Annotated in this window: 16 protein-coding genes, 1 tRNA gene and 1 pseudogene; 9 read left to right on the forward strand and 9 right to left on the reverse strand. The window is 39.6% G+C overall.

Annotated features, from left to right (window positions below; translation table 11 throughout):
• Positions 1–7 precede the first annotated feature (7 nt).
• Positions 8–1,159: a peptidoglycan-binding domain-containing protein gene (locus V7L07_RS28770; RefSeq protein ID WP_335062560.1), complete on the forward strand. Its 1,152-nt coding sequence runs from the start codon at positions 8–10 to the stop codon at positions 1,157–1,159.
• Between the two features lie 132 nt (positions 1,160–1,291).
• Here V7L07_RS28770 and V7L07_RS28775 read toward each other — a convergent pair whose 3' ends face one another.
• Together V7L07_RS28775 and sigC are read right to left on the reverse strand one after the other, a co-directional pair.
• Complete coding sequence (locus V7L07_RS28775) at positions 1,292–1,747, reverse strand: Fur family transcriptional regulator (RefSeq protein ID WP_012407750.1); 456 nt, start codon at positions 1,745–1,747, stop codon at positions 1,292–1,294.
• Between the two features lie 419 nt (positions 1,748–2,166).
• Entirely contained in the window at positions 2,167–3,417 is a 1,251-nt protein-coding gene (gene sigC / locus V7L07_RS28780) for an RNA polymerase sigma factor SigC (protein ID WP_179066298.1), read from the reverse strand.
• Between the two features lie 1,589 nt (positions 3,418–5,006).
• Between sigC and V7L07_RS28785 the strand changes: the two genes are divergently transcribed.
• The 3 genes from V7L07_RS28785 to V7L07_RS28795 all read left to right on the forward strand — a co-directional run bounded on the left by V7L07_RS28785 (position 5,007) and on the right by V7L07_RS28795 (position 6,975).
• Positions 5,007–5,456, forward strand: coding sequence for an ATP-binding protein (locus tag V7L07_RS28785; protein WP_335062562.1), 450 nt, complete (start codon positions 5,007–5,009; stop codon positions 5,454–5,456).
• Positions 5,446–6,216 carry a tRNA(His) guanylyltransferase Thg1 family protein gene (locus V7L07_RS28790; protein WP_335062564.1) on the forward strand — a complete coding sequence of 257 codons (771 nt, stop codon included), beginning with the start codon at positions 5,446–5,448 and terminating at the stop codon, positions 6,214–6,216. Before V7L07_RS28785 ends, V7L07_RS28790 begins: the two co-directional genes overlap by 11 nt.
• A gap of 330 nt (positions 6,217–6,546) precedes the next feature.
• Positions 6,547–6,975: a hypothetical protein gene (locus V7L07_RS28795; protein ID WP_335062566.1), complete on the forward strand. Its 429-nt coding sequence runs from the start codon at positions 6,547–6,549 to the stop codon at positions 6,973–6,975.
• Between the two features lie 209 nt (positions 6,976–7,184).
• Here the strand turns inward: V7L07_RS28795 and V7L07_RS28800 are convergent.
• Positions 7,185–7,257: transfer RNA gene (locus V7L07_RS28800), tRNA-Ala, on the reverse strand.
• Positions 7,258–7,329: 72 nt separating this feature from the next.
• Here V7L07_RS28800 and trhO point away from each other — a divergent pair.
• Positions 7,330–8,244: an oxygen-dependent tRNA uridine(34) hydroxylase TrhO gene (gene trhO, locus V7L07_RS28805; RefSeq protein ID WP_335062568.1), complete on the forward strand. Its 915-nt coding sequence runs from the start codon at positions 7,330–7,332 to the stop codon at positions 8,242–8,244.
• Positions 8,245–8,252: 8 nt separating this feature from the next.
• On the opposite strand, the gene V7L07_RS28810 is transcribed toward trhO, so the two are convergent.
• The 4 genes from V7L07_RS28810 to V7L07_RS28825 form a co-directional block, all read right to left on the reverse strand.
• Complete coding sequence (locus V7L07_RS28810) at positions 8,253–9,776, reverse strand: hybrid sensor histidine kinase/response regulator (protein WP_335062569.1); 1,524 nt, start codon at positions 9,774–9,776, stop codon at positions 8,253–8,255.
• A gap of 10 nt (positions 9,777–9,786) precedes the next feature.
• Positions 9,787–12,111: a PAS domain S-box protein gene (locus V7L07_RS28815; RefSeq protein ID WP_335062571.1), complete on the reverse strand. Its 2,325-nt coding sequence runs from the start codon at positions 12,109–12,111 to the stop codon at positions 9,787–9,789.
• A 140-nt stretch (positions 12,112–12,251) separates the two neighbouring features.
• A complete protein-coding gene (locus V7L07_RS28820) occupies positions 12,252–14,075 on the reverse strand; it encodes a DUF262 domain-containing protein (RefSeq protein WP_335062573.1) in 1,824 nt (607 codons plus the stop codon).
• Positions 14,076–14,195: 120 nt separating this feature from the next.
• On the reverse strand, positions 14,196–15,728 hold the full coding sequence (locus V7L07_RS28825) for a SagB/ThcOx family dehydrogenase (RefSeq protein ID WP_335062574.1): 1,533 nt from the start codon (positions 15,726–15,728) through the stop codon (positions 14,196–14,198).
• 101 nt (positions 15,729–15,829) lie between these two features.
• Between V7L07_RS28825 and V7L07_RS28830 the strand changes: the two genes are divergently transcribed.
• From V7L07_RS28830 to V7L07_RS28845, 4 genes and pseudogenes are all read left to right on the forward strand, one after another.
• The gene (locus V7L07_RS28830) at positions 15,830–16,027 is read left to right on the forward strand and encodes a hypothetical protein (protein WP_335062576.1); all 198 of its coding nucleotides are present in this window, start codon (positions 15,830–15,832) and stop codon (positions 16,025–16,027) included.
• A 32-nt stretch (positions 16,028–16,059) separates the two neighbouring features.
• The gene (locus V7L07_RS28835; RefSeq protein ID WP_335062614.1) at positions 16,060–16,896 is read left to right on the forward strand and encodes an alpha/beta fold hydrolase; all 837 of its coding nucleotides are present in this window, start codon (positions 16,060–16,062) and stop codon (positions 16,894–16,896) included.
• Between the two features lie 121 nt (positions 16,897–17,017).
• Positions 17,018–18,742 carry a serine/threonine-protein kinase gene (locus V7L07_RS28840; protein WP_335062578.1) on the forward strand — a complete coding sequence of 575 codons (1,725 nt, stop codon included), beginning with the start codon at positions 17,018–17,020 and terminating at the stop codon, positions 18,740–18,742.
• A gap of 164 nt (positions 18,743–18,906) precedes the next feature.
• A pseudogene (locus V7L07_RS28845) lies at positions 18,907–19,182 on the forward strand (transposase); the annotation flags it as partial.
• A 110-nt stretch (positions 19,183–19,292) separates the two neighbouring features.
• Here V7L07_RS28845 and V7L07_RS28850 read toward each other — a convergent pair.
• Positions 19,293–20,081 carry an ABC transporter permease gene (locus V7L07_RS28850; RefSeq protein WP_335062580.1) on the reverse strand — a complete coding sequence of 263 codons (789 nt, stop codon included), beginning with the start codon at positions 20,079–20,081 and terminating at the stop codon, positions 19,293–19,295.
• Between the two features lie 69 nt (positions 20,082–20,150).
• Complete coding sequence (locus tag V7L07_RS28855; protein WP_335062582.1) at positions 20,151–21,134, reverse strand: ABC transporter ATP-binding protein; 984 nt, start codon at positions 21,132–21,134, stop codon at positions 20,151–20,153.
• Positions 21,135–21,291 lie beyond the last annotated feature (157 nt).

Genomic DNA, 21,291 nt, shown 5'->3' on the forward strand with positions numbered 1-21,291 from the left:
AACAAATATGGAAAATCTTGCGTATTTGCACCTAGCTTTCGCCTACGAAGACAGCACACCCAGTGAATTGGTATCCCTCAGTTCTTTGTTTAACAAAGCAGCTGCGCCAGACTGGAAAAGGCTTTCTGGTAGGGCTTGGAAGTATATGTTGCCCCTTGCTCTGTCTTTATCTATTCTTGGTGCTGTTAGTAGCGTCATGGCACTAGAAAAAGGCGATCAAGGCCCTTCTGTCAGAAATCTACAACAAAAGTTAAAAACAGCAGGTTTCTACCAAGCTTCTGTTAGCCAAATATATGACGTATCCACACAAGAAGCTGTGCGGCGCTTCCAAAAGGCCGCTGGTTTACCAGTGGATGGCATTGTTGGAGCCAGCACCCTGCAAAAATTAGAAAGTTGGCAAGCCAAAAAGTCCACAGTTGTGGCAACTACACAAACTAAAAAAACCAGTGCTGTAAGTGAACAGGCTAAAAAGCCTAGCACTACTAGTTCAGCTAGTTCAGCTAGTTCAGCCGCCAGCAAACGCCGCAATCCCAACTACCTTGCGAAGGGGGATGAAGGTGAAGATGTCAGAGCTTTGCAAGAACGGTTAAGAGTCGCAGGCTTTTATTACGGAAACGCCACAGGAATATTTGGCCCAATTACCGAAGAATCTGTTAAACGGTTCCAAGATTCTTACAAATTAAGCGTTGATGGAATTGCAGGCCCAGCAACATTACGTAAACTGCCAGGAATTGGCATTGGTGATGGAGAAGAGGCTCCCAAAAAGGTAGTCAATCGAGATAAACTTCGTGTAGGCGATCGCGGTGAGCCTGTTAGAATCCTTCAAGAGCAATTGATCCAGGCAGGATATTTAGAGGGAGAGCCAAATGGCTACTATGGCCCCTTTACTGCTGATGCTGTAAAGAGATTTCAGGCAGCTAATTTCTTAACAGCAAGTGGCGTTGCTGGCCCAACTACGCGAGCTAAGTTATATAGCTCAGTTAATACTACTAGCAAAAGCGAATTTAATACCCTAGAAATCCAAACGCGACTGCGGGAGCGGGGTTTTTATAAAGGCAAGCTGAATGGTGTAATGGCAGATGACACCAAAAAAGCGATTAAACAAGCCCAGGAATTCTATGGCATCAGTCTCAAGGATCTTAAGAGCGGACGCTTTTAACATCCGCTTTGGTGTTGTTAGTATCACTTCCCAACTGGTTGCTTTCCTCCAGTAATAGCAAATTACGAACTGCTCAGAATTCCAATTCTTTGGTAAATTTGAGTAGTTTCGTCTTATTTATCTACCCAAGTCCTAAAGCGGCATCAGTGCCCGCTGGCACTTAGGACACACTGCATGAATAGTCATTTGACAGTCTAAGAGGTGAAAACCTTCTTTTTGAGCGGTTTTTGACCCAATTTTTAAAATTGAATCATTTTTAAACTCAATAGTTGAGTTGCATCTAACACAAATTAAGTGATGATGATGATGAGGATAGGGCTGGTTGATCTCATAATGCTTATGTCCTTCGCCCAATTCTAATTCCCGTAGAATTCCCATCCTGGCCATCAACTTCAAAGTCCGATAAATAGTTGACAGACTGATCCCTTCACCATCAGTTTCTAGCCGATGATAAAGATCCTCCGCACTCAGATGTTCTCCTTGCGGAAGTTCTTGAAAAATGTGTAAAATTGTTTCGCGCTGGGGAGTTAAACGCCAGCCTCGTTCGTTCAGTTCTGCCTTGAGTGAAGTAGTTGTGTAGACAGTCATACTAATATTTCTCAACAAAGCTCTTTAGTTGAGAATATAACAAATCTTGGGAGCAATTTGCAACAATCATTGCTTATTGAGAATTTATACTAAATATTTAAGAACAATTCATCAAATCTTGATCAAAATTCAAGTAATAAGCTGTATTGCGTTTTATTTGCATACAGCTAATAGTTAGGATACTTGTAACGATTGCATCCCTTGACTTTGAATTTTGTATAAGTTAATTTTGAATTGTCTAGTTGCTCCCCACCTTTAAGATATCTGAGCAAAGGTCTGGGGCAACTCTTGTACAATTTAATGCTAATTATTTGCTGTAAGCTTATAAAAAGCTTTTAAAGTGGGGATCAAATCAGCCTTTTGTCCCTAGTCATTTGTCAAGTGTAATTTTCTAATGACAAATGACTAATGACAAATGACTAACTTAGAGATTCCAAATAATCGCGGATGAGGTTGCGGCGCTTGGGTTGACGTAGCTTTTGCAAAGCCTTGGATTCAATTTGGCGGACTCGTTCGCGCGATAAGTCAAGAGCGCGGCCAATTTCTGCTAAAGAATAAGGATGACCATCAGCCAAACCAAACCGCATCAAAATTACATCGCGCTCCCGGCTAGTCAAATCTGACAGAAGATGATGCAAATCTCTTTGTAAAGATTCTCGCATTAACATCTCTTCTGGAGTTACACTGTCAGTCTCGAGTAATTCACCTAACTCAGTGTCTTTATCTTTTCCTACCTTGGTTTCCAAAGAAACGGAGCGAGGAACCCGCAACAAAACTTCTCGGACTTGAGTCGGTGTCATCTCTAACTCAGTTGCTAAATCTTCTAAAGTCGGAGTGCGACCTTTTTCTTGAGCAATTTTGCGTTGAGCCTTTTTGATTTTGTTTAACTTTTCGGTAATGTGAACCGGAAGGCGAATTGTGCGACTAGAAGTAGCGATCGCTCGGGTAATTCCCTGACGAATCCACCAGTAAGCATAAGTACTGAAGCGATAACCCTTCGTTGGGTCAAATTTTTCTACAGCCCGCTCCAAACCTAATGTACCTTCTTGGACTAAATCCAACAATTCCAAACCACGATTTTGATACTTCTTAGCAACAGACACAACTAAGCGAAGATTCGCCTTAATCATGTGTTCTTTTGCTTGGAGTCCTTGGGACTGAACTTGCTCCAACTCTTCTACAGTCAACTTGGCGATTTCAGCCCAGCGACGTTTGCCATTTGCCAAAGTCGGTCTGAGATCGGATAAAACTATATCAGCAGTAGCAGCCCATCTTTCCAAAGAGGGGCGATGTCCTAGTTCCGAGGTTAGACGTTCTTGAACTTCAACTAACCTTAGATAGGGCGTAATCACTTCATCCCCTTCCTTGGCGGCCTTAGCAAGTACTATCCGCATCCGCAAGTAACGTTGGACTTTTTGAGCTTCTGAAACCTCTTCATCACGCCCCAACAAGCGAACCCGACCAATTTCTTGAAGATATAGACGTACTAGGTCTGTACTCCGACGGTTAGTGCTAGCAGCAAAGTTAGCATTGTCAACAGAAGCCAGTTCTAGCTCCTGTAGGTCATCTACCGATAACTCACTGTCATCAACCGTGAGATCCGAGTCCAAAGCCTGGCGGGACTTTTTGGTGTTGTAGGGGGCGTCTGCATAAAAAGATGTTGCTGGCATAAAGATCGTCTCAATGGCTCCAGGTAACAATAGATTTCGGTCAGCTTAGATTACGGTCAGCTATTCAACTGTTGCTATTGTTCCCGTGATTAACGATGAACTAACATGGTTGAAGGTTCCATTACAATTTTTTTAGAAATTAACTGTAATGGTTTTATTGGATACAGTATTACTGAACTTAATCGGCTGCTAAATTTTTGATTCAACCAATAGCTATTTCAATCCACAGCTAGGCTTTCAATATTTCAACTACTTAGTTAATATTTCAACTTCGACGGGTTTCAGTTGTAACTTTTGTAACACAGTATAAACATCCTTCAGTGAATGTCATCTTTATAATTGGCATAGTCACATTTACATGGCTGCAAAAGTAATATCCTGACGATTTACCAATTTTTTCTCAGGATTATTCAGGTATAAGTAGAACTAATAGATATTGAGGAAGTAATTAGTATTAACGGCAAAAATTCTCTCGACACGGAGATAGAAGACGTGAGGAAGTTATTAAATACTCTCTCAGTGCCGTAGTAACCTGTCAGTTTCAACAAGAATCGGCGGAAATCTCATCTCAACTGTATTTAATACTGTGTAGGTTAAGAAGATTTGTAGCGACTGTCTTAAAAGTCAAGCGATCCTCAACAAAAAACTAGGGCTAGGAGAATTGACGCAACTAGGGAACGCTAGGCTAGATTTGGTAGTGGCAGCTAAGGCAAAAAGATTTATCGTTAACTTTTTGAAGAAGAATTCAGGAATCAGAATCCCCGACTGAATTGTTGCACCACCAAATCTACGATTTGGTGGGGGTATTAAACCCAGTTATTCAGACGCGACTCGAAAATACTCGCTATCGCAGACTCGCTCATAGCGTTGCCTCGCGTTAGCGTCTCTGTTCGCGCAGCGTCTCCCACAGGAGAAGGAAAAGAGAAGGCTTTACGCTGCGCTATCCGCCAGTCATACAGAATACCCAACTGAATTCTGACTCCTGACTCCTGAGTTCTGTTTGATAGATCAACTCTTAATAGTCATTGTCAGCCACACAAATACCTTTACATTTAATACCGTTCGTAGCGGTGCGCTGACAATGAGAACATAGAACTTTTTCGTTTTCTGTTTCTTGATTTATCTTTATACTAGTGCTTGCCGTGAAAAGGTCTTTTTCGGCATGGAGTTTTATAGTCATAACAATAAAATAATTTTTTGCAGTTTACATCTTAATAAGTCATTTACAAGCGATTGTACAATATACACCTCATGCTACTGTTTGTTTCGAGTTGGGCAGTCTACCTCCGTCCTCTAACCGATCAAAAAATCGTAGTGTCCCTTGACGCATCAATATTACATATACTACAAATAGGTATTAATACAAAAACTTTCATCAAAGGCAAAATTAAAAGTTTTGATAAAAAAGAAAAACATTTTCTACCTAGAAGCTAGTTTAGAGCGATGTACAGCAGCGTTTAGCCATCACTCCTAGTACAGCAAGGCGGAAATAAATCACCCATTCCAAATTAATGAAACGCTTACGTTGTATTCATTTTTAATTTTTAATTTTTAATTCCGCCTTGAGGTACTAGTATCATCAATCGATCATGGAAGCAATTATTTTTGTAGGCATCCAGGGAGCAGGTAAAACTACATTTTATCGCGATCGCTTCTTTAATACTCACATCCGCATTAACCTTGATATGCTCAAAACCCGTCATCGAGAGCAAATTTTTCTTCAAGCTTGTTTAGAAGCTAAACAGCGCTTCGTTGTGGACAATACTAACCCGACTGTGGAAGAAAGAAAACGCTATATTACTCCAGCAAAAGCGAAAGGTTTCCGGGTTGTGGGTTACTACTTTCAGTCTCAACTCGAAGACTGCAAGCAACGAAATAGCCAGAGACCTCCTGAAGAAATCGTGCCTTTGGTTGGAATGTTAGCAACGTATAAAAAGCTGAATTTACCGAGTTGGAGCGAAGATTTTGATGCACTTTATTCGGTAAAAAATGACTTAAATAATTCATTCGTTGTTGAGGAATTTAAGCATGAAATTTGATGAACTTGATAGCAAAATGCGGGTGTTTGAGACAGCACACGATCATTGTGTGCTACCTGGACTTTACATAGTTGCAAGATTAGATGGACGCAGCTTTACTCGCCTGACAAAAGAAGTTCATAAATTTGAGGCTCCCTACGATATTCGTTTTCTAGATTTGATGCTTGCAACTGTTGAACATTTGTTCAACTGCGGGTTAGATATCACTTATGGTTATAACCAAAGTGGTGAAATTTCTCTGCTATTTGCTCAAAAAAAAAACACTTTTAACCGAAAAGTAAGAAAACTAAATTCGGTTTTAGCAGGTGAAGCCAGCGCCAAATTTTCTTTACTATTGGGTGCTATTGGCTGCTTTGACTGTCGCATTTCACAGCTTCCTAATATAGAGGAAGTAGTAAATTATTTTCGTTGGCGCAGTCAGGATGCCCACAGAAATGCTCTCAATGCTCATTGTTACTGGTGTCTGCGTCTAGATGGCAAAAGTGTAACTGAAGCAACCAGCATGATGAAAGGGTTATCTGTTGCCGATAAAAACGAACTATTATTCCAGTATGGGATTAATTTTAATCATCTGCCCAATTGGCAAAAACGAGGTGTGGGACTGTATTGGGAAGAATACGAAAAGCAGGGATTCAACCCTATCAGCGGTGAAACTATCCCAAAGCTACGGCGACGCATCAGGCAAGATTTAGACTTGCCAATGAAGGATGAATACAACAAGTTTATTGCCAAACTTTTGAATAATCCAGGCGATTTCTAAGATACTGTTGGCGAGTAAAAGCCCCGCCCCTTGTGGGCGGAATCTTTTAATGCCTGAGTTGGTTGATACTCCGCCCCTCTCTGCGAACGTGGGCGGTCTTTTAACTTAGCACAGGCTAAACGCTCCGCTACCGCTAACGGAACTCAGCACTCTTCATTACACTATTCCTGACATTACCAGAGACTCACCCGAATGGGTGATAAACAATTCAACCAATCGGGTGAACCAAACGCAGGGAGTTAACGTTTATAAGAAAAGAGACACTGTTACTAGAAAAAATTAATTCAATCGCACCTACCTAATTAAGTTAAGTTAAGTAAGGATAAACCTATGAAACTTGCAACTTTGATCAATTCTGGAATTCTGATTGCTTCAGTTGCCCTCACATCTGGAATTGCTAACGCTCAACCAGACACAAATAACAACTACGGTAGTGCTAGTGTTACCAGTGATGCAAAGAATGAGCCAATAAAAGCTGCGATAAATTCTAACACTTTACTCAGTAATTCCACGACTGCTCGTTATCTCGAACCCTTCAATCTTGTTTCTCTTGCTTACCAAGGTGGTTTAGAGCAGCAGGGCATTCCCAGTGCAGGAACTCTAATCTTTGAACGCCAAAACCGAAAGGTTCTTGCGGAAGATTTAGTTAAGGCTGCTGTCAGTGCTAACAAATTACCACCGCAATTTTTGAACGATCAAAATTACCTGAGTGCTGTCAGGTCACAGTTAACCTCCTTATCTAGAGATTCCTCTAATTAAGTACATATAACTGTAAAAGGTGTTCGGTAATATAGAGGGTTGATGTTGGGTTTTAGTACGTATCCCTACGGGGAAGCAAGCTACCACGCAACCTTTTGTCTATAAGGTAAAATAACTCCATTCCCGATAAAGGAATGGGGTTTTGATTGATGTATATGCGTCGGTGTAGTCCGCCGCAGGCATCGAAAATTTTAATCAAACATTTCAAATGGAGGTTAGCGGACTCGAACCGCTGACATCCTGCTTGCAAAGCAGGCGCTCTACCAACTGAGCTAAACCCCCATAAAATTAAAATAGTAGATAACTTTTACTGTCGTTGCTATTGTAACTTAATATTGTGGAATTACCAAAGGGATGAAGCCAGAAAAGCTCCAAGTTGTCGCAACACTGTATAAATTTGTCAAACTGCCAGATTTTGCCCAGAAACGAGACCCTCTACTATCTTACTGCCAAGAGCAAGGTGTCAAGGGGACGATTTTGCTGGCACTAGAGGGGATTAACGGTACAATTGCTGGTTCGCGCCAGGCCATTGACTCTATTCTCTGGTTTCTGCGTTCTGACCCTCGTCTAGCAGATATAGAATCCAAAGAGTCCTATACCGAAACCCCACCCTTTGAGCGGATGAAGGTGCGGTTAAAGCAAGAAATTGTGACTTTGGGGTTGCCGGAAATTGACCCAAATGAGCAAGTTGGGATTTATGTCAATCCCCAAGAATGGAATGATTTAATTTCCGACCCAGAAGTAACCTTGATTGACACCCGCAATGATTATGAGGTGAATATCGGTACTTTCCAAGGGGCGGAAAATCCCCAAACTGAATCATTCCGGGAATTTCCTGATTATGTGCTAAATAATCTCGACCCAACTAAACACAAAAAGGTTGCTCTGTTTTGTACAGGGGGCATTCGCTGTGAAAAAGCCTCATCTTTCATGCTTGCCCAAGGTTTTGTAGAAGTCTATCATCTCAAAGGTGGCATTCTGAAGTATTTGGAGGAAGTTCCAGCACAAGAAAGTTTATGGGAAGGGGAATGTTTTGTTTTTGATGAGCGGGTAGCTGTGAGTCATGGGTTAGAGGAAGGGAGTTGTGAGCGGTGTTTCTGTTGTGGGCGTCCGATTTCTGAGGAAGATAAAGCGTCTCCCAAATATGAGCAAGGTATCTCTTGTCCCTATTGTTTCGATAGTCTCACCGCAGAGAAAAGAGCGCGTCAGCAGGAAAAATGGCGGCACTACCAAACCCAAATTGGTAACAAAAATCAGGATTTGAGTTGAAGAATCATTCATAATTCAGAAGTTTCCGTCAAGGATAATTCGGAATTTAAAGGCAAAATTACTGTAAATATAGTACCGACTTCAACTTGGCTGGAGACACTGATTTGACCTCTATGGGCATCAACGCACCTTTTAACGATTACTAATCCTAATCCAGTACCCTTAATTGATTTGACATTTGAGGCTCGGTAGAATGATTCAAACAGTCGAGGTTGGTCTACTTCGGGAATGCCCATACCTTGATCTTGAATATGGAAAATTGCTACTTTCTCAATCGGATCGCATATTAAATCAAACTGAATCTTGCCACCTCTGGGAGAATATTTAACTGCGTTTGAGAGAATATTTGTAAACAGGTAATGTAAGAGTACTTCATCCATGACAGCGGACGTATTCTCGCTATGACAGGTAAAAATAATTTCATACACGTTGCTTTCAATAATTGAAAAATCTTCGATTAAGTCTAGACAGAATTGCTCTAAATTAAGGGGAGTAGGGTTGTATATGAGTTTTTCTGCTTCCGCTCGACCCATAAACAGCACTTCTTCCATGAGCTTTTCCATAGATTGCACAGCACCTTGAATTCGCTTTAAATAAATGTCTCTTTTTGCATCGGTCAAATTTGCTCCTTGCATTTCTATGAGTTCTACTGCCGTTTGAATAACAGTTAGGGGATTACGAAACTCATGAGATACAGTAGAGATAAATAATGACTTGAGACGGTTAAGTTCTTGCTCCTTCTCCAATGCTTGCTCTAGCAATTTGGTTTGCCGTCGTTCGCTAAGATCCCAGAAAACAACTACTACACCATTTATCTGGTCAGGTCGTCCCTTCAGTGGTGAAGCACTATCACCAATTGGAACTCTTTTGCCATTTTTTGTAATTAGAGATGTGAATTCCCCTAAATAAACAACTTGTTGCTCGCGCAGTACTTTTGTCACAGGGTTTTCTAATGTCGTCTCTGTAACTTCATCGACAATATGAAAAATTTTCGCCGCCTCATTTCCTAAAGCATCTTTTTGCTGCCAGCCAGTCAGTGCCTCAGCCGCAGGATTCATAAATGTTACTTTTCCTTGCTCATTTGCGGCAATTACAGCATCACTCATTGAGTTTAAAAGGGTTGCTAACTGATCTCGATTCTCCCGTAGTTCACGTTCTAACTGGTGTTTTAAAAGACCGATTTCGATCGCTATTCTTAAATCTTTTGTAGTAAATGGTTTAACGATATATCCGAAAGGTTGGGTAATTTTTGCTCTTTCTAAAGTATGCTCATCGCCATAAGCGGTTAAATAAATTACAGGTACATCTAACTGCTCGCGAATCTGAATAGCAGTAGCAATCCCATCCATATCACCTTTAAGAATAATATCCATTAATACTAGTTCTGGTTGAGTTTCCGATGCTTTAGCAATGGCAACTTTTCCAGATGAGGCGGTACCTGTAACAATGTATCCTAGCTGACTCAGTTGGCTAGCAATAGTTCTAGCCACAATCACTTCATCTTCAACGACTAAAATCCTAGCTTGACCCATTTGATATTTACTAATGCAAAGTTAACTGCGTGAATTTGATTTTGAATACTGTTCCATGATTGCGTTCTAGAGTGATATCGCCTTCCAGTTGTTCTATAACCAAATCATGTACCAACGATAGACCCAAAGAATCAGTATTTCTCCAATCTAAATTATCTGGTAAACCAATCCCATTGTCTCGGATAGTCATTTCGATATTATTGCCAGCATTACGTAAAGCAATACTGATTGTGCCTACTTGTTGATCCGGAAAAGCGTGCTTGAGAGCATTGGAGATTAATTCGTTAATCACCAATCCACAGGCAATAGCTTGGTCAACATTCAAACTCAATGGATCTATATCAGTTTCTAAAGCGATTCTATTAGGCCATATTTGATAGGAAATTAGTAAGCTTGCAGCCAAATTGTGGATATAATCAGCAACATCAATTTGTCCAATATTAGCTGAAGTATACAAATTTTTATGAATTAGAGATATTGACTCAATTCGATTTTGACTTTCTCGCAGAACTTTGATTACTTCTGGATCTTTGAGTGTTTGTGACTGAAGTTGTAATAAACTAGAGACAATTTGCAAATTATTTTTAACTCGATGATGAACTTCTTTTAAGAGAACTTCTTTTTCAGCTAAGGCAGCTTTTAACTTTACTTGAGCTTTTTGTCTTTGAACAAGTTCAGTTTGAGCTTGCTCTAAGATGCTAGATTGTTGAATTGCGATCGCTAATTGGACTGTGAGATGATCGAGCAAATCTAATTGATTTTCTTCCCACTCACGAAAACTAGAGCATTGGTGAGCAACCAGTAAACCCCAAAGGTGAGAGCCAGGGTTTTGAGAGCCTGCTTCTAGTAAAATGGGCACAACTAAATTTGCTTTTACCTCAAACTGTTCTAGCAGGCGAATATGACAATCAGTTAGTCCAGCTTCATAAATATTAGCGATCGCTCGCTTGCGTCCCTGATAATACTCTACTCCTGTGCCTGTTTGAAAACATGTATCATGAATCTCTACGCCCAAAGAAACTGTCCATCCATCTTCTACCGATTCCGCCATAATTGTGCCGATCATCTCTGAGTCAAACTGATAAACTACTACTCGATCGACACCAAGTAAATCTCGTACTTCTTGAACTGTTGCATTCAGAATATCTTGAAGATTCAAAGATTGACGAATTCGTTGAGCAACAGTTCGCATTAATTGCTCTCGCTCGGCTTGAGCTTTTAGAGCTAGTTCAGTTTGCTTACGTTCTGTGATATCTTGCCCAATACCGATAATTTGACCATTTGAAAGGTAAACATTAGTCCAAGATGTATCTAGTAAACGGCCATCGCGCACCTGAGTTTTAAAGTCACCCCAATTACGTTGTGCAGACTGAATAAAATTAATTACATACTGTCGATATTCAGGATTAGGATATAACACTTCCAAGACATCACGAGTTTGGAAATCTTGAAATTTCCAACCAAGAATATTTTCCCACTCTTGGTTTATCCACTGAAGTTTACCATTAGCATCAAAAAGGGCAATCATTAAAGGTATACTCTCAAAAATTATCCGCAAAAATTCATTTTGCTCTTGGAGTTTTGTCTCAACATTTTTGCGGTCATTAATATCATTAAATACTGTTAAAATTGCTGATTCATTATTAAAGGTTAAATATTGCAATGAAGCAATTGCCCAGAAATTAGTCCCATCTGCCCTTTTTAATTGAAGTTCATAGTTATGAATAAAACCCTGCTGGTTAAGAATTTTTAAAAGTGTTTCTAAATCTGCCAAATTATGATACAAATCTAAAAAAAATTTGCGACTAACTAAATACTCTGGAGAAAGCCGAAATATTTGAAGCAATTGTGTATTAGCGTATAATATCAATCCATCAGACAAACGCGAAATAGTGAATGGAACAGGAATAGCTTCAGAAATAACTCGAAACCTAGCTTCACTTTCTTGAAGAGTTTTTTCTATTTGTTTGTGTTCTGTGATGTCTCGTATATTAACTAAACGAGCATTACAAGTGCTATAGTCTATTGTCTGTGTGAAAATTTCAACATCAATAATCTGTCCGTCTTTTCGCCGATGTCGCCATTGTTTCGCAAAATGTAAGTTAGAGTGATTTTGTTCTAAATATTCCAGCAAGAGAGAGACATCTTCTGAAGGGCGAATGTCAGTTATTCGCATTTGCAAAAACTCTTCTCGTGAGTAACCGTAATGAAGAACAGCAGCTTCATTTACATCTAAAAATTGTAGATTATTCTGGTCATATACCCACATTGGGTTAGGATTTTTAGAGAAGAGGAGATTAAAACTCTTTTGACTTTCATTCTCAGGAAATAGCATTGGTGATGTTGTGAAAAAAGGTTTTTTAAATACCAGATTTAATTTGCTTTAATCTGAAATACTCATTAATTATTTGCAAAATTTGTTTTTTTTATGACATCGTATTAAATTTGTAGCTTCAATGTGTCACAACTTATAATTTATGGAGAAAAAATCTTGAGAGCAACATCTACAAGTAAATTTTTATGATTGTTTATTTCTTGCTGAGTCCAATTTGCTTGCACTGCTATATCTCTATTCAATAACATAGATGAAGCTTGATAAAGTGGTTTTTTGTCAATGAAGGTATCATTTCCACCATAAGTATTTTGTGCAGGGTCTAAAATGGTTAGGTTTCCCAATGTATTTTTCAGAGGTTCTAGATTAGAGTCTAAAAAACTTCTCTCTGCGTTTTGTGGATATATATGTTCAATCGATGTGCCAGCAAAGTCATAAACTCTACTTTTGTCTACACATTCGGGATTTCCTACAGCACCATTCTTATACCACTGGTAGTAATATTCAACCGTCATTAAAAAGTATTTTAGTGGCTTATTGCTACCACCTGAATCTCTATATTCAAGAGTCTCAAGATTAGTTTTAAATACACGTTCTGGTGCTTTATCATCTATTAGTTTCCTTAACTTTTGCCTCAAGCTTGATGCATTGTACGAATCTGGATTTTGTCTAATTGCAAGTAACTCCTGATAGTAAATACTTTTTAGTGGAGTCACATGTTGGTTACATATTATTTTGTAGCGGAAAAAGACTTTTTCTAGAATCTGTACTATTTCTGCAAAACGTTTATGATCAAGCTTGGATGCAGCTAAAAATAATGGAACAGATAATTCATGATCCAGTTCTTTTAGAAGAAGATTTAAACGAGTTCTATCCCAACTCATAATAGGCTGCTTTACTTCGTAAAGCCATTGGCCTTCAACTAGTAGCCTACAGCTTTTGATGTCCTCATGTATATTCTTTAGTTTTGTATGTACTTGTATGACCTCATCCTCTTTAAAATTCTCTGTTTTATGATTCTTATGCTGAGGAAAAAATTTATCAAGAAACAGATCAAAAAGAGAATCTTGCCTAGCTCTGTTACCCTGGTAAGACTCGTAAATCCAATTCAAATATTTTTCTGTATCGGATGGAGCATCTTCAAGGATATTATTCCATAGTAGTTCAACGTTATCCTGATAGTGATTAAAACCTTCTACAATTTCTAAAGTTTTCGCTTTTAATAAGTCTCCTACTGTTAGATTAGTTCCCCTATCATTAATAACTTGAAATAAGCGGAATGCATCTTCCTTGCTATCAGTAACCATATATAGTATTGTAAAATCAATATCTATAATATTTTGAATAATTTCCACATTATCCATTTTTCCTTCCAATGTGGAACTAGTAATAATGTCTCTGACTGCTTTATCTAAAGCTTTATAGGCAGATAAAATGTTTTGATGAGAATCTCGTGAAACTGATGGATTTCTGCCTCTAATAAGTTCTTTGTAGAACGGGTGATCAACCATTGATAGCCTTAAAACCTCCACAGAGTTTATCTTTCTTTGAACTTCTTGGCTAAATTCTATGAATCTTTCAGAAATAACTTTGATTCGACTTTCGAGTATAATTTTATTGTCAGAGCTATTGGATTTTTCAGCTTGTTTTTTTAATTCTTCATATATCTTAATTAAACAAGAAACTAATATAGTAAAAGTTGCTATTCTCTGCTGTCCGTCAATAATTTCATATTCATGTTGATTTACTGTTCCTCCAACAGGATATCTTACACAAAGTACCCCTCCGAAAAAATGATTCACAGGGGAATTTGATTTTCTTCTACTAAAGCAGTTCTTTAAATCTTTTATAAAGTCTTCTACAGATTCGGAACTCCATGCATAAGCTCTTTGATATTTAGGGATAAAAAACATAGGTCTGTACTCAAAAAGACTTCCTACAGAGGTATATGTCGGTTCAATCTTCATGCGAATCTTGCAGTGTAAAGTATGTCTGATAGTTTACACTAAGCAAATATTACTTGCACAGAGACGTAAAGGACACAGAAAAATACTCTCTGCATTCGCCCCGCGCCTCTGGGATTATTTTTATCTAGGGCGTCCCAATGTAGTGAGATATAGAGCAGCTTCATCAGCAGGAATACCTAAAACTTCATTTACCTGATCGTCAAAGAATCCACCGATACCACTGACGCCTACATTCAGGTGCATTGCTGCTAAATTCAGGCGTTGTCCCAAATGACCGGCATCCATGTGTAAGTAACGGTAAACGCGATCGCCATATTGTGCGATCGCAGATTTCAAATCGGCTGTATGAAACAATACTGCTGCTGCATCTCGCCCTAATTCTTGTCCTAAACAGAGAAAATGTAACTCTCGGCGAAAGTTTTTAAACCGAATTTGGCGTAATTCTTGGGCTTTCGGTGCATAATAATAACAACCCGCCTCCAATCCTTTGACTCCACAAACAGCAATGAATGTTTCGATTAAATTTAGATCGAAGTAGTCGGGAGAAATATCTAAACTTTGGTCGATGTAATTTTGTGGCTGGTAAGTGAAATCGAGTAAACTTTTCAATTCATCGAAGCTTAAATCATCACCATTGTAAGCGCGGGTAGAGCGTCGCTTGTACATAGTGATTTCCAGTTCTGACAGCTTTTTTCCCCAATCTATAGGTGCAGTGTTGGTGGGAATTTTTAAACAGAAAGGAAAATTGTATTTATCCTCCAAAGATTTTTCTTGTTTAATAGTTGGTAGATTGAGATTGCCAGTTACACCTGATTGAATATGAGTGTGTCGATGAAAATATGTTAGTAGTTCGCCATCGGGGATTTGGGGATAACTAGTTTCGGTAGCGGAAGGTAAAGCAGTACATCCCAATGGCAAATTTTGATTAATATCTAACAAGTCTGCCAGAGGTAAGACAGCGATCGCACCTTCTTGTTGCGAATCGACATAAAGCAGATCGTTGACTGATTCATCCACAAAGCCACCAATTAGATGAGGGCGATAGTCAGTAATCGCACCAGCTAACTCGATATTACCCAACAGGTGTCCCGTATCCAGAAAAATCCGACGGTAAGCCCGATCTTCATAGCGCCACGCAGAACGATAGAAAACCGCAGTCACAATAATTGCTAATTGGGTATTTTCTAAAGAAGGATGCCAGAAACAAGCTGCTTGGAGATTTTGCCAAACATCATTTTCCCAATAATGCATGAGAGAATGAGTCCGACACTGGTAGTTATACAGACCAGGTGGTAATAACGACGTACCACGGGAAACTACATACACCTCAGCAGGGTATAATCCGCCTGCACTGGGAGCAGCACGTAAATACACCGCACTACCCATAGAAGGCATTTTCGCTGTTAATCCATAGCTGCGAAACAACAGCCGCGAAAGTCTTTGCCACCATTGAGCATCCGGGTTATTAGCATAAGCCTCTGGTTTTTCTTGGATATAGGGTTTGAGATCAAAAGTAGAGCCAATTTTGTACTCTTTAAAGGGTACTGGCTGTTTAGTCCAGTCTAAACGCTGACCTTTAGAGGCGAGAGTCTCAGGGTTGTATTTAGTCCGTTCGTGATAATGCTGGGCAATTGATTGGTGTAATTCTGGCATAGTACTTTTAATATCCTTGGGGCATCCTATCCTTTTCTTGATCTTGGCATTCATTAGCCTCATTGTTTCGTGTCAATTGGTACAATCCTCAGAGTCATAAAGTGGTATTTGGTAACAATTGGATTGGGGATTGGGGATTGGGGATTGGGGATTGGGCATTGAGCATTGGGCATTGGGGATTAGGGATTGGGGATTGGGGATTAGGGATTAGTTATTTTCCGTTGTCTCCCAATCCCGACTCCCAAGTCCCCAGTCCCCAGCCGCCAATCCCCAGTCCCATCTTCCGCGATACCATATAAGCGCAAAACTATCTACGGCTGAATGTGCAATGATGCCTGTACGTCAAACTTTATCAAAGCCTGATATCCAACTTTCTTATTTGGAGTGGAATCAAGGTCAAGAACCTTTATTGCTGTTACATGGCTTAGGCGACCATGCTCTGGTATGGTCTAGTTTAGGAGATTACTTGGCGGCAGACTACCACATCGTTGCGCCAGATATGCGCGGACATGGCCAAAGTAGTAAACCAGAAATAGATTATAGCTTTGAGAGTGCGATCGCAGACCTTGAAGCACTCATGGATCATCTTGGATGGAATTTTGCCCACATTGTAAGTCACTCGTGGACAGGCAAATTAGCCGCCATCTGGGCAAGACAAAACCCAAAGCGTTTACGGAGTATAATTCTAGTCGATCCGATTTTCATCTGGAAAATGCCCAGCCTTTTCAGGTTAACTTTTCCAATGTTGTATCGCTTCTTGCCTTTTCTCAAAAGTATGGGCCCCTTCCCCAGTCGTGAAGAAGCTGAACAACAAGCACGGCAGTTAAAGCAATATCAAGGATGGAGTTCCTTACAGCAGCAAGTCTTCCAAGCAGGAATAGAACAAAAACCCGATGGGAGTTGGGGCAGCAAATTTACCATAGCCGCCCGCGACGGGATTTTTGAGGCAGTAATGCAAGTGCCCGGTTTTACAATTCCCCTTGACACCCCTGCCCTATTCGTCCAGCCAAAACAAGGACTGAACCGCCAAAATTGGCAAATCCAACCCTACAAAACCTATCTTCAAAACTTACGTATCTGCCAAGTTCCCGGCAATCATTGGCCATTTTTGACACAACCAGAGGCATTTAATCAAACAGTAGCAGCTTTCTTAGCAAAACACAGATAAAAAATCTCATGATTATTGGACGGGATTATCATACACCAATAGAAGAATTAATAGGGGCATTGGGCATGGCTTATCCCCCCATCTCCTCGACTCCCCACTTCCGACTCCCCATTCCCTACTCATGAGCTTTTGTATCAATCCCGTTTGCCCCAAACCAAATCACCCGAATAATCATCAAAACCGCTTCTGTCAAAGTTGTGGTTCCCATCTGGAATTGCTAGGACGTTATCGGGTGAAGTCTCTGTTGAGTGACAAAACAGGTTTTAGTAAAGTTTATGAGGCATACGAAAAAGATACCCCCAAAATTATCAAGATACTCCAAGAGGATTTATCAGGCGACGCCAAAGCAGTAGAATTATTTCAGCAAGAAGTAACAGTATTAGGAAAATTCCAGCATCCCGGCATTCCCAAAGAAGATAGTTACTTCCACTATCAAACCCGAAATGGTTTAGTATTGCATTGCATCGCAATGGAAAAAATCGATGGCTACAACTTAGAACAGTGGCTAAAGCAGCAGCAAAATAGCCTCATATCCCAAGAACAAGCCATAGACTGGTTAAGACAGTTAATAGAAATTTTGAATGTAGTACATAGCAAACATTACCTACATCGAGATATTAAGCCATCTAACATCATGATTAGATCCTCCCATGAGAAGAGTTGGGGAAATCTAGTACTGATTGATTTTGGCACTGCCAGTGAAATTACTAAAACCTACCAAGACCAACTTAGTAACGGCGATAAGATGACAGCATTAATGTCATCTGGCTACAGCGCCCCAGAACAAATGAATGGTCAAGCAGTACCGCAATCAGATTTCTTTGCTTTGGGACGCACCTTTGTATTTTTGCTGACGGGATACCATCCTTTAGAAATGTATGATGTTCAGCATAATTTATTGCACTGGCAAAATCATGCTATCCATATTTCACCCTTACTATTGAATTTAATTGATTGGCTAACAGCAAATGATATAGAAAAACGCCCTGTTAATGCCCAGGAAATTTTGCATTACTTAGAAGAAATAGAAAGTCAACTAATAAAAACTAATCCTCTAAATATTAATATCCGAGAATTTTCTGAAATTGAAAATTCACCTTTACCGATTAATGACAATTTATTAACTCCAATTAAGCAACCAGAAAAAGTGCCATTATTAGCATTTTTTGCAGTACTACTATTAGTGTTAGGATTACTGAGCATAGTAGCTTTAGCAATGCGAAACTCAGAATTCTCTGAAGCATCAAATTATAGACAATATCCCGAAAAAAAAGGTAATATAGATTATTTTTCTTATAAAGAAGGTAGAGATAGTCAGGGAAGAATAGCTGAGTTTAATATAGCAGTCTTATCACCAGAATATAAATGGTTTTTAGATAGCAAATTTCAAATAAAATATAATGATGAAATTATTAGTCTTGACATTTTAAAATTGAACCTAGAGCAAGAAGGTATAGAGAAGATAATGGAAGCTCCTAGTGAGATAATCTCTGTAGGCACAGCTTCTTGCAAAAGTGATACAGCAGTTCAAGAACGTGTAGCTTTAGAACGTTCCAAGCAAATACAACTTTTAGTGAGAAAAATATTTACTAATACACCAAACGTCAAACAATATCGCTTATTGAATTTGGGTCAATTTCAGCGAATTAATTGTCAAAAAAATGAAGATTTAACTACATATCAGAGAAGTGTTGTAATCATTGGCGTCAAAAAAAAATCAGCAGGTGTGATTGTTGACGAGGCGCTAAGAAATAGATTAGAGAAGAAGCCTTTTGCTGATTTTAAATTAGAAGATTATTCTTTGGGTTCGGCACAGAAGTTTAAGACAATACCGAGCAATTTATAAATTCTCTAGCAAAGTACAATCAGTATATAGGCATAGCCCATCGTAAACAATTACCACTTTCGCCATAAACTACAACTATAGTCATCTACATTCTCTTATGGCTAAAGCAGCAGATATTAGCACCAAGCGATTAATCAGCCTCGCACCCGAAAATTGGGTAAAATTTAGTTCAGCAAATCATGAGGTGGGATATGGCAATATTACGCGAATCTCCCTGGTATCAGCAAATTTTGAGAGAAGGGGAAGAAGGAGGACGGCGATAAGGACGGCGAGAAGAGATACTGTCAGGTATTGAACTCGTTTTGGAGATAAAATTCGGCACTGAGGGATTGCAAGTGATGCCAGAAATATCTCAAATTTCCGATTTAGATAGATTAAGAGCAATTCAGCAGGGAATTAAGAGCGTTAATACTCTAGATGAATTACGGCAATTCATTTGAAGAAGAATTCAGGAGTCAGAATCAACTGGTGGGGTGTCTTGAACCCATTTATTCATTCGCCAGTCGTACAAAATTAATTCTGACTCCTGAATCCTATTTCGATAAATTGTTCATGCTCCCATCCCAGAATACCGCTTCAAACCCGCCCGCCAAAGCAAGCGATTCGCACCCAAAAATACTAATATCCAACCCACTATTGACCAAAAGCCCTGCCCTATATCCACAGGTAGCCCTATCAAAAGACTCGCAGGAAAATCAATTAAATAGGGAAAAGGTGTAAACATAACTATTTTTCGCACTGGTTCTGGAAAGACCTCTAAAGGTGCTATCAAACCAGATAAAAATAGATAAAATAACAACCAGAAATTTTCTAATGCGCTAGCCCGTTCTGTCCAAAAGGCGAACATAGCAAAGGTGTACTGAATCAAAAATCGCAAAGTAAAAGCTAGCGCTACCGCCAATATAAAGAGCAAAAATCTATCTAAACTTGGTATCCAAAAAGCTTGGGGATAGAGAATAAAAAATAATCCCACTAATAGAAAAGCAAAGGTTAAACGAGCAAATCTTTCAGAAATATGCCCTGCAACGTGATGCCATACTGGGTCGAGCGGTTGTAGTAACTTGGGCGAAAGCTTGCCTTCTACAACCTCTTTTTCAAAGTCCCAAATTACCCAAACAACAGTTAATTGTCTGACAATAAAAACTGTAATGAAATAACGAGCAAAGTCCACAGGTGATAGCCCAAACTGTCCTCCTTGTGCTGCCTGTATCCAGACACCCATGAGGATAATCGGTAAAGACCCAGCTAAAACCCATAAGATTAGTTCTGCCCGATACTCAACCATGTAGGCGTAGTATACTGACAGCAAAGTTAGGGCTTTTCTGATTATCTGCTTCATTTATTCACTTCCCACTACAACAATTACCCAGAATTCTCCACTCTTATAAAGACGCGATTAATCGCGTCTCTACTCCACAACACCTGCCTGAAAAACTCGTCCAATTACTTCTTCCACAGGCGGTTCGGTGACAGTTAAATCAATTACCTCCAAATCCGCTAAAATCTGAGATACTGTGCGGGTGAGTGCCTCTCGCGATACCATAAAACGCACTGCTCGCCCTTCTAAAAGTTTCACATCACCATAGGTCATAAGTTTTTCTATTGGTAGAGGTTGGGCTAACTCTATGTAGACTTCTCGGTAAGGAGCAAAACGTTCCAGCAGTCTATCTAAGCTGCCGTCATACATCAGCCTTCCTTGGTGAATCAACAGCACCCGTTGACACAAAGCTGTAATATCAGCCATGTAGTGACTTGTTAATAGCACTGTCGCCTGATAACGCTGATTGTATTCGCGCAAGAACTCGCGTACTGCTGCCTGAGCGTTTACATCTAATCCTAGCGTCGGTTCATCTAGGAATAATACGTGGGGATGATGCAAAAGTGCTGCTAACAATTCTGCCTTCATCCGCTCACCCAAAGACAGCTTCCGTACTGGTTGGGTAAGTTTGCCTTCTAAGGAAAGCATCTCTGTTAATTCTCCCACCCGCCGCTGGAATTCTTTATCAGAGATGTTGTATACAGCGGCATTAATTTTAAAAGAATCGAGTGCTGGTAAGTCCCAAATTAGCTGCTGTTTTTGCCCCATTACTAAGGTAATTTTTTGCAAAAATGCTTCTTTACGCTGAAACGGAATTTGTCCAGCGACTCTGACTGTACCGCCAGAGGGATGAATCAGCCCTGTGAGCATTTTTAGTGTGGTGGTTTTACCGGCACCATTTGGGCCTAAAAATCCCACTATTTCACCAGGGGCAATTTCAAAAGAAACATCCTGAACTGCTTTAATTGAGCGGTAGGTACGGCGAAACAAGTGTGTAATCGTACCTTTAATTCCGGGATTTTTAACTGCTACTGGATAAGATTTACTCAGATTTTCTGCAATGATGATTGACATATTTTTGATATTAGAATCGCAGATGTAAGACTAATTAGCTATGAGGATACAATTTAATTAAGCATATACTGGGCGGGCAAGATGCCCACCCCACAAGATTTAATGTTTAACTTTATTATTCAAATTAGATTTTTTTAGCTTATTAAACGAACTGCAA

The sequence above is a fragment of the Nostoc sp. genome (assembly GCF_036916985.1).
Lineage (GTDB): Bacteria > Cyanobacteriota > Cyanobacteriia > Cyanobacteriales > Nostocaceae > Nostoc.

Excerpts from the sequence above, each read along its gene's own strand:
- V7L07_RS28855 (WP_335062582.1), bottom strand. The coding sequence starts at position 21,134 with ATGTCAATCATCATTGCAGAAAATCTGAGTAAATCTTATCCAGTAGCA.
- V7L07_RS28795 (WP_335062566.1), top strand. The coding sequence starts at position 6,547 with ATGAAACTTGCAACTTTGATCAATTCTGGAATTCTGATTGCTTCAGTT.
- V7L07_RS28790 (WP_335062564.1), top strand. The coding sequence starts at position 5,446 with ATGAAATTTGATGAACTTGATAGCAAAATGCGGGTGTTTGAGACAGCA.
- V7L07_RS28835 (WP_335062614.1), top strand. The coding sequence starts at position 16,060 with ATGCCTGTACGTCAAACTTTATCAAAGCCTGATATCCAACTTTCTTAT.
- V7L07_RS28825 (WP_335062574.1), bottom strand. The coding sequence starts at position 15,728 with ATGCCAGAATTACACCAATCAATTGCCCAGCATTATCACGAACGGACT.
- V7L07_RS28815 (WP_335062571.1), bottom strand. The coding sequence starts at position 12,111 with ATGCTATTTCCTGAGAATGAAAGTCAAAAGAGTTTTAATCTCCTCTTC.
- V7L07_RS28785 (WP_335062562.1), top strand. The coding sequence starts at position 5,007 with ATGGAAGCAATTATTTTTGTAGGCATCCAGGGAGCAGGTAAAACTACA.
- sigC (WP_179066298.1), bottom strand. The coding sequence starts at position 3,417 with ATGCCAGCAACATCTTTTTATGCAGACGCCCCCTACAACACCAAAAAG.
- V7L07_RS28775 (WP_012407750.1), bottom strand. The coding sequence starts at position 1,747 with ATGACTGTCTACACAACTACTTCACTCAAGGCAGAACTGAACGAACGA.
- V7L07_RS28820 (WP_335062573.1), bottom strand. The coding sequence starts at position 14,075 with ATGAAGATTGAACCGACATATACCTCTGTAGGAAGTCTTTTTGAGTAC.
- V7L07_RS28850 (WP_335062580.1), bottom strand. The coding sequence starts at position 20,081 with ATGAAGCAGATAATCAGAAAAGCCCTAACTTTGCTGTCAGTATACTAC.
- V7L07_RS28840 (WP_335062578.1), top strand. The coding sequence starts at position 17,018 with ATGAGCTTTTGTATCAATCCCGTTTGCCCCAAACCAAATCACCCGAAT.
- V7L07_RS28810 (WP_335062569.1), bottom strand. The coding sequence starts at position 9,776 with ATGGGTCAAGCTAGGATTTTAGTCGTTGAAGATGAAGTGATTGTGGCT.
- trhO (WP_335062568.1), top strand. The coding sequence starts at position 7,330 with ATGAAGCCAGAAAAGCTCCAAGTTGTCGCAACACTGTATAAATTTGTC.
- V7L07_RS28770 (WP_335062560.1), top strand. The coding sequence starts at position 8 with ATGGAAAATCTTGCGTATTTGCACCTAGCTTTCGCCTACGAAGACAGC.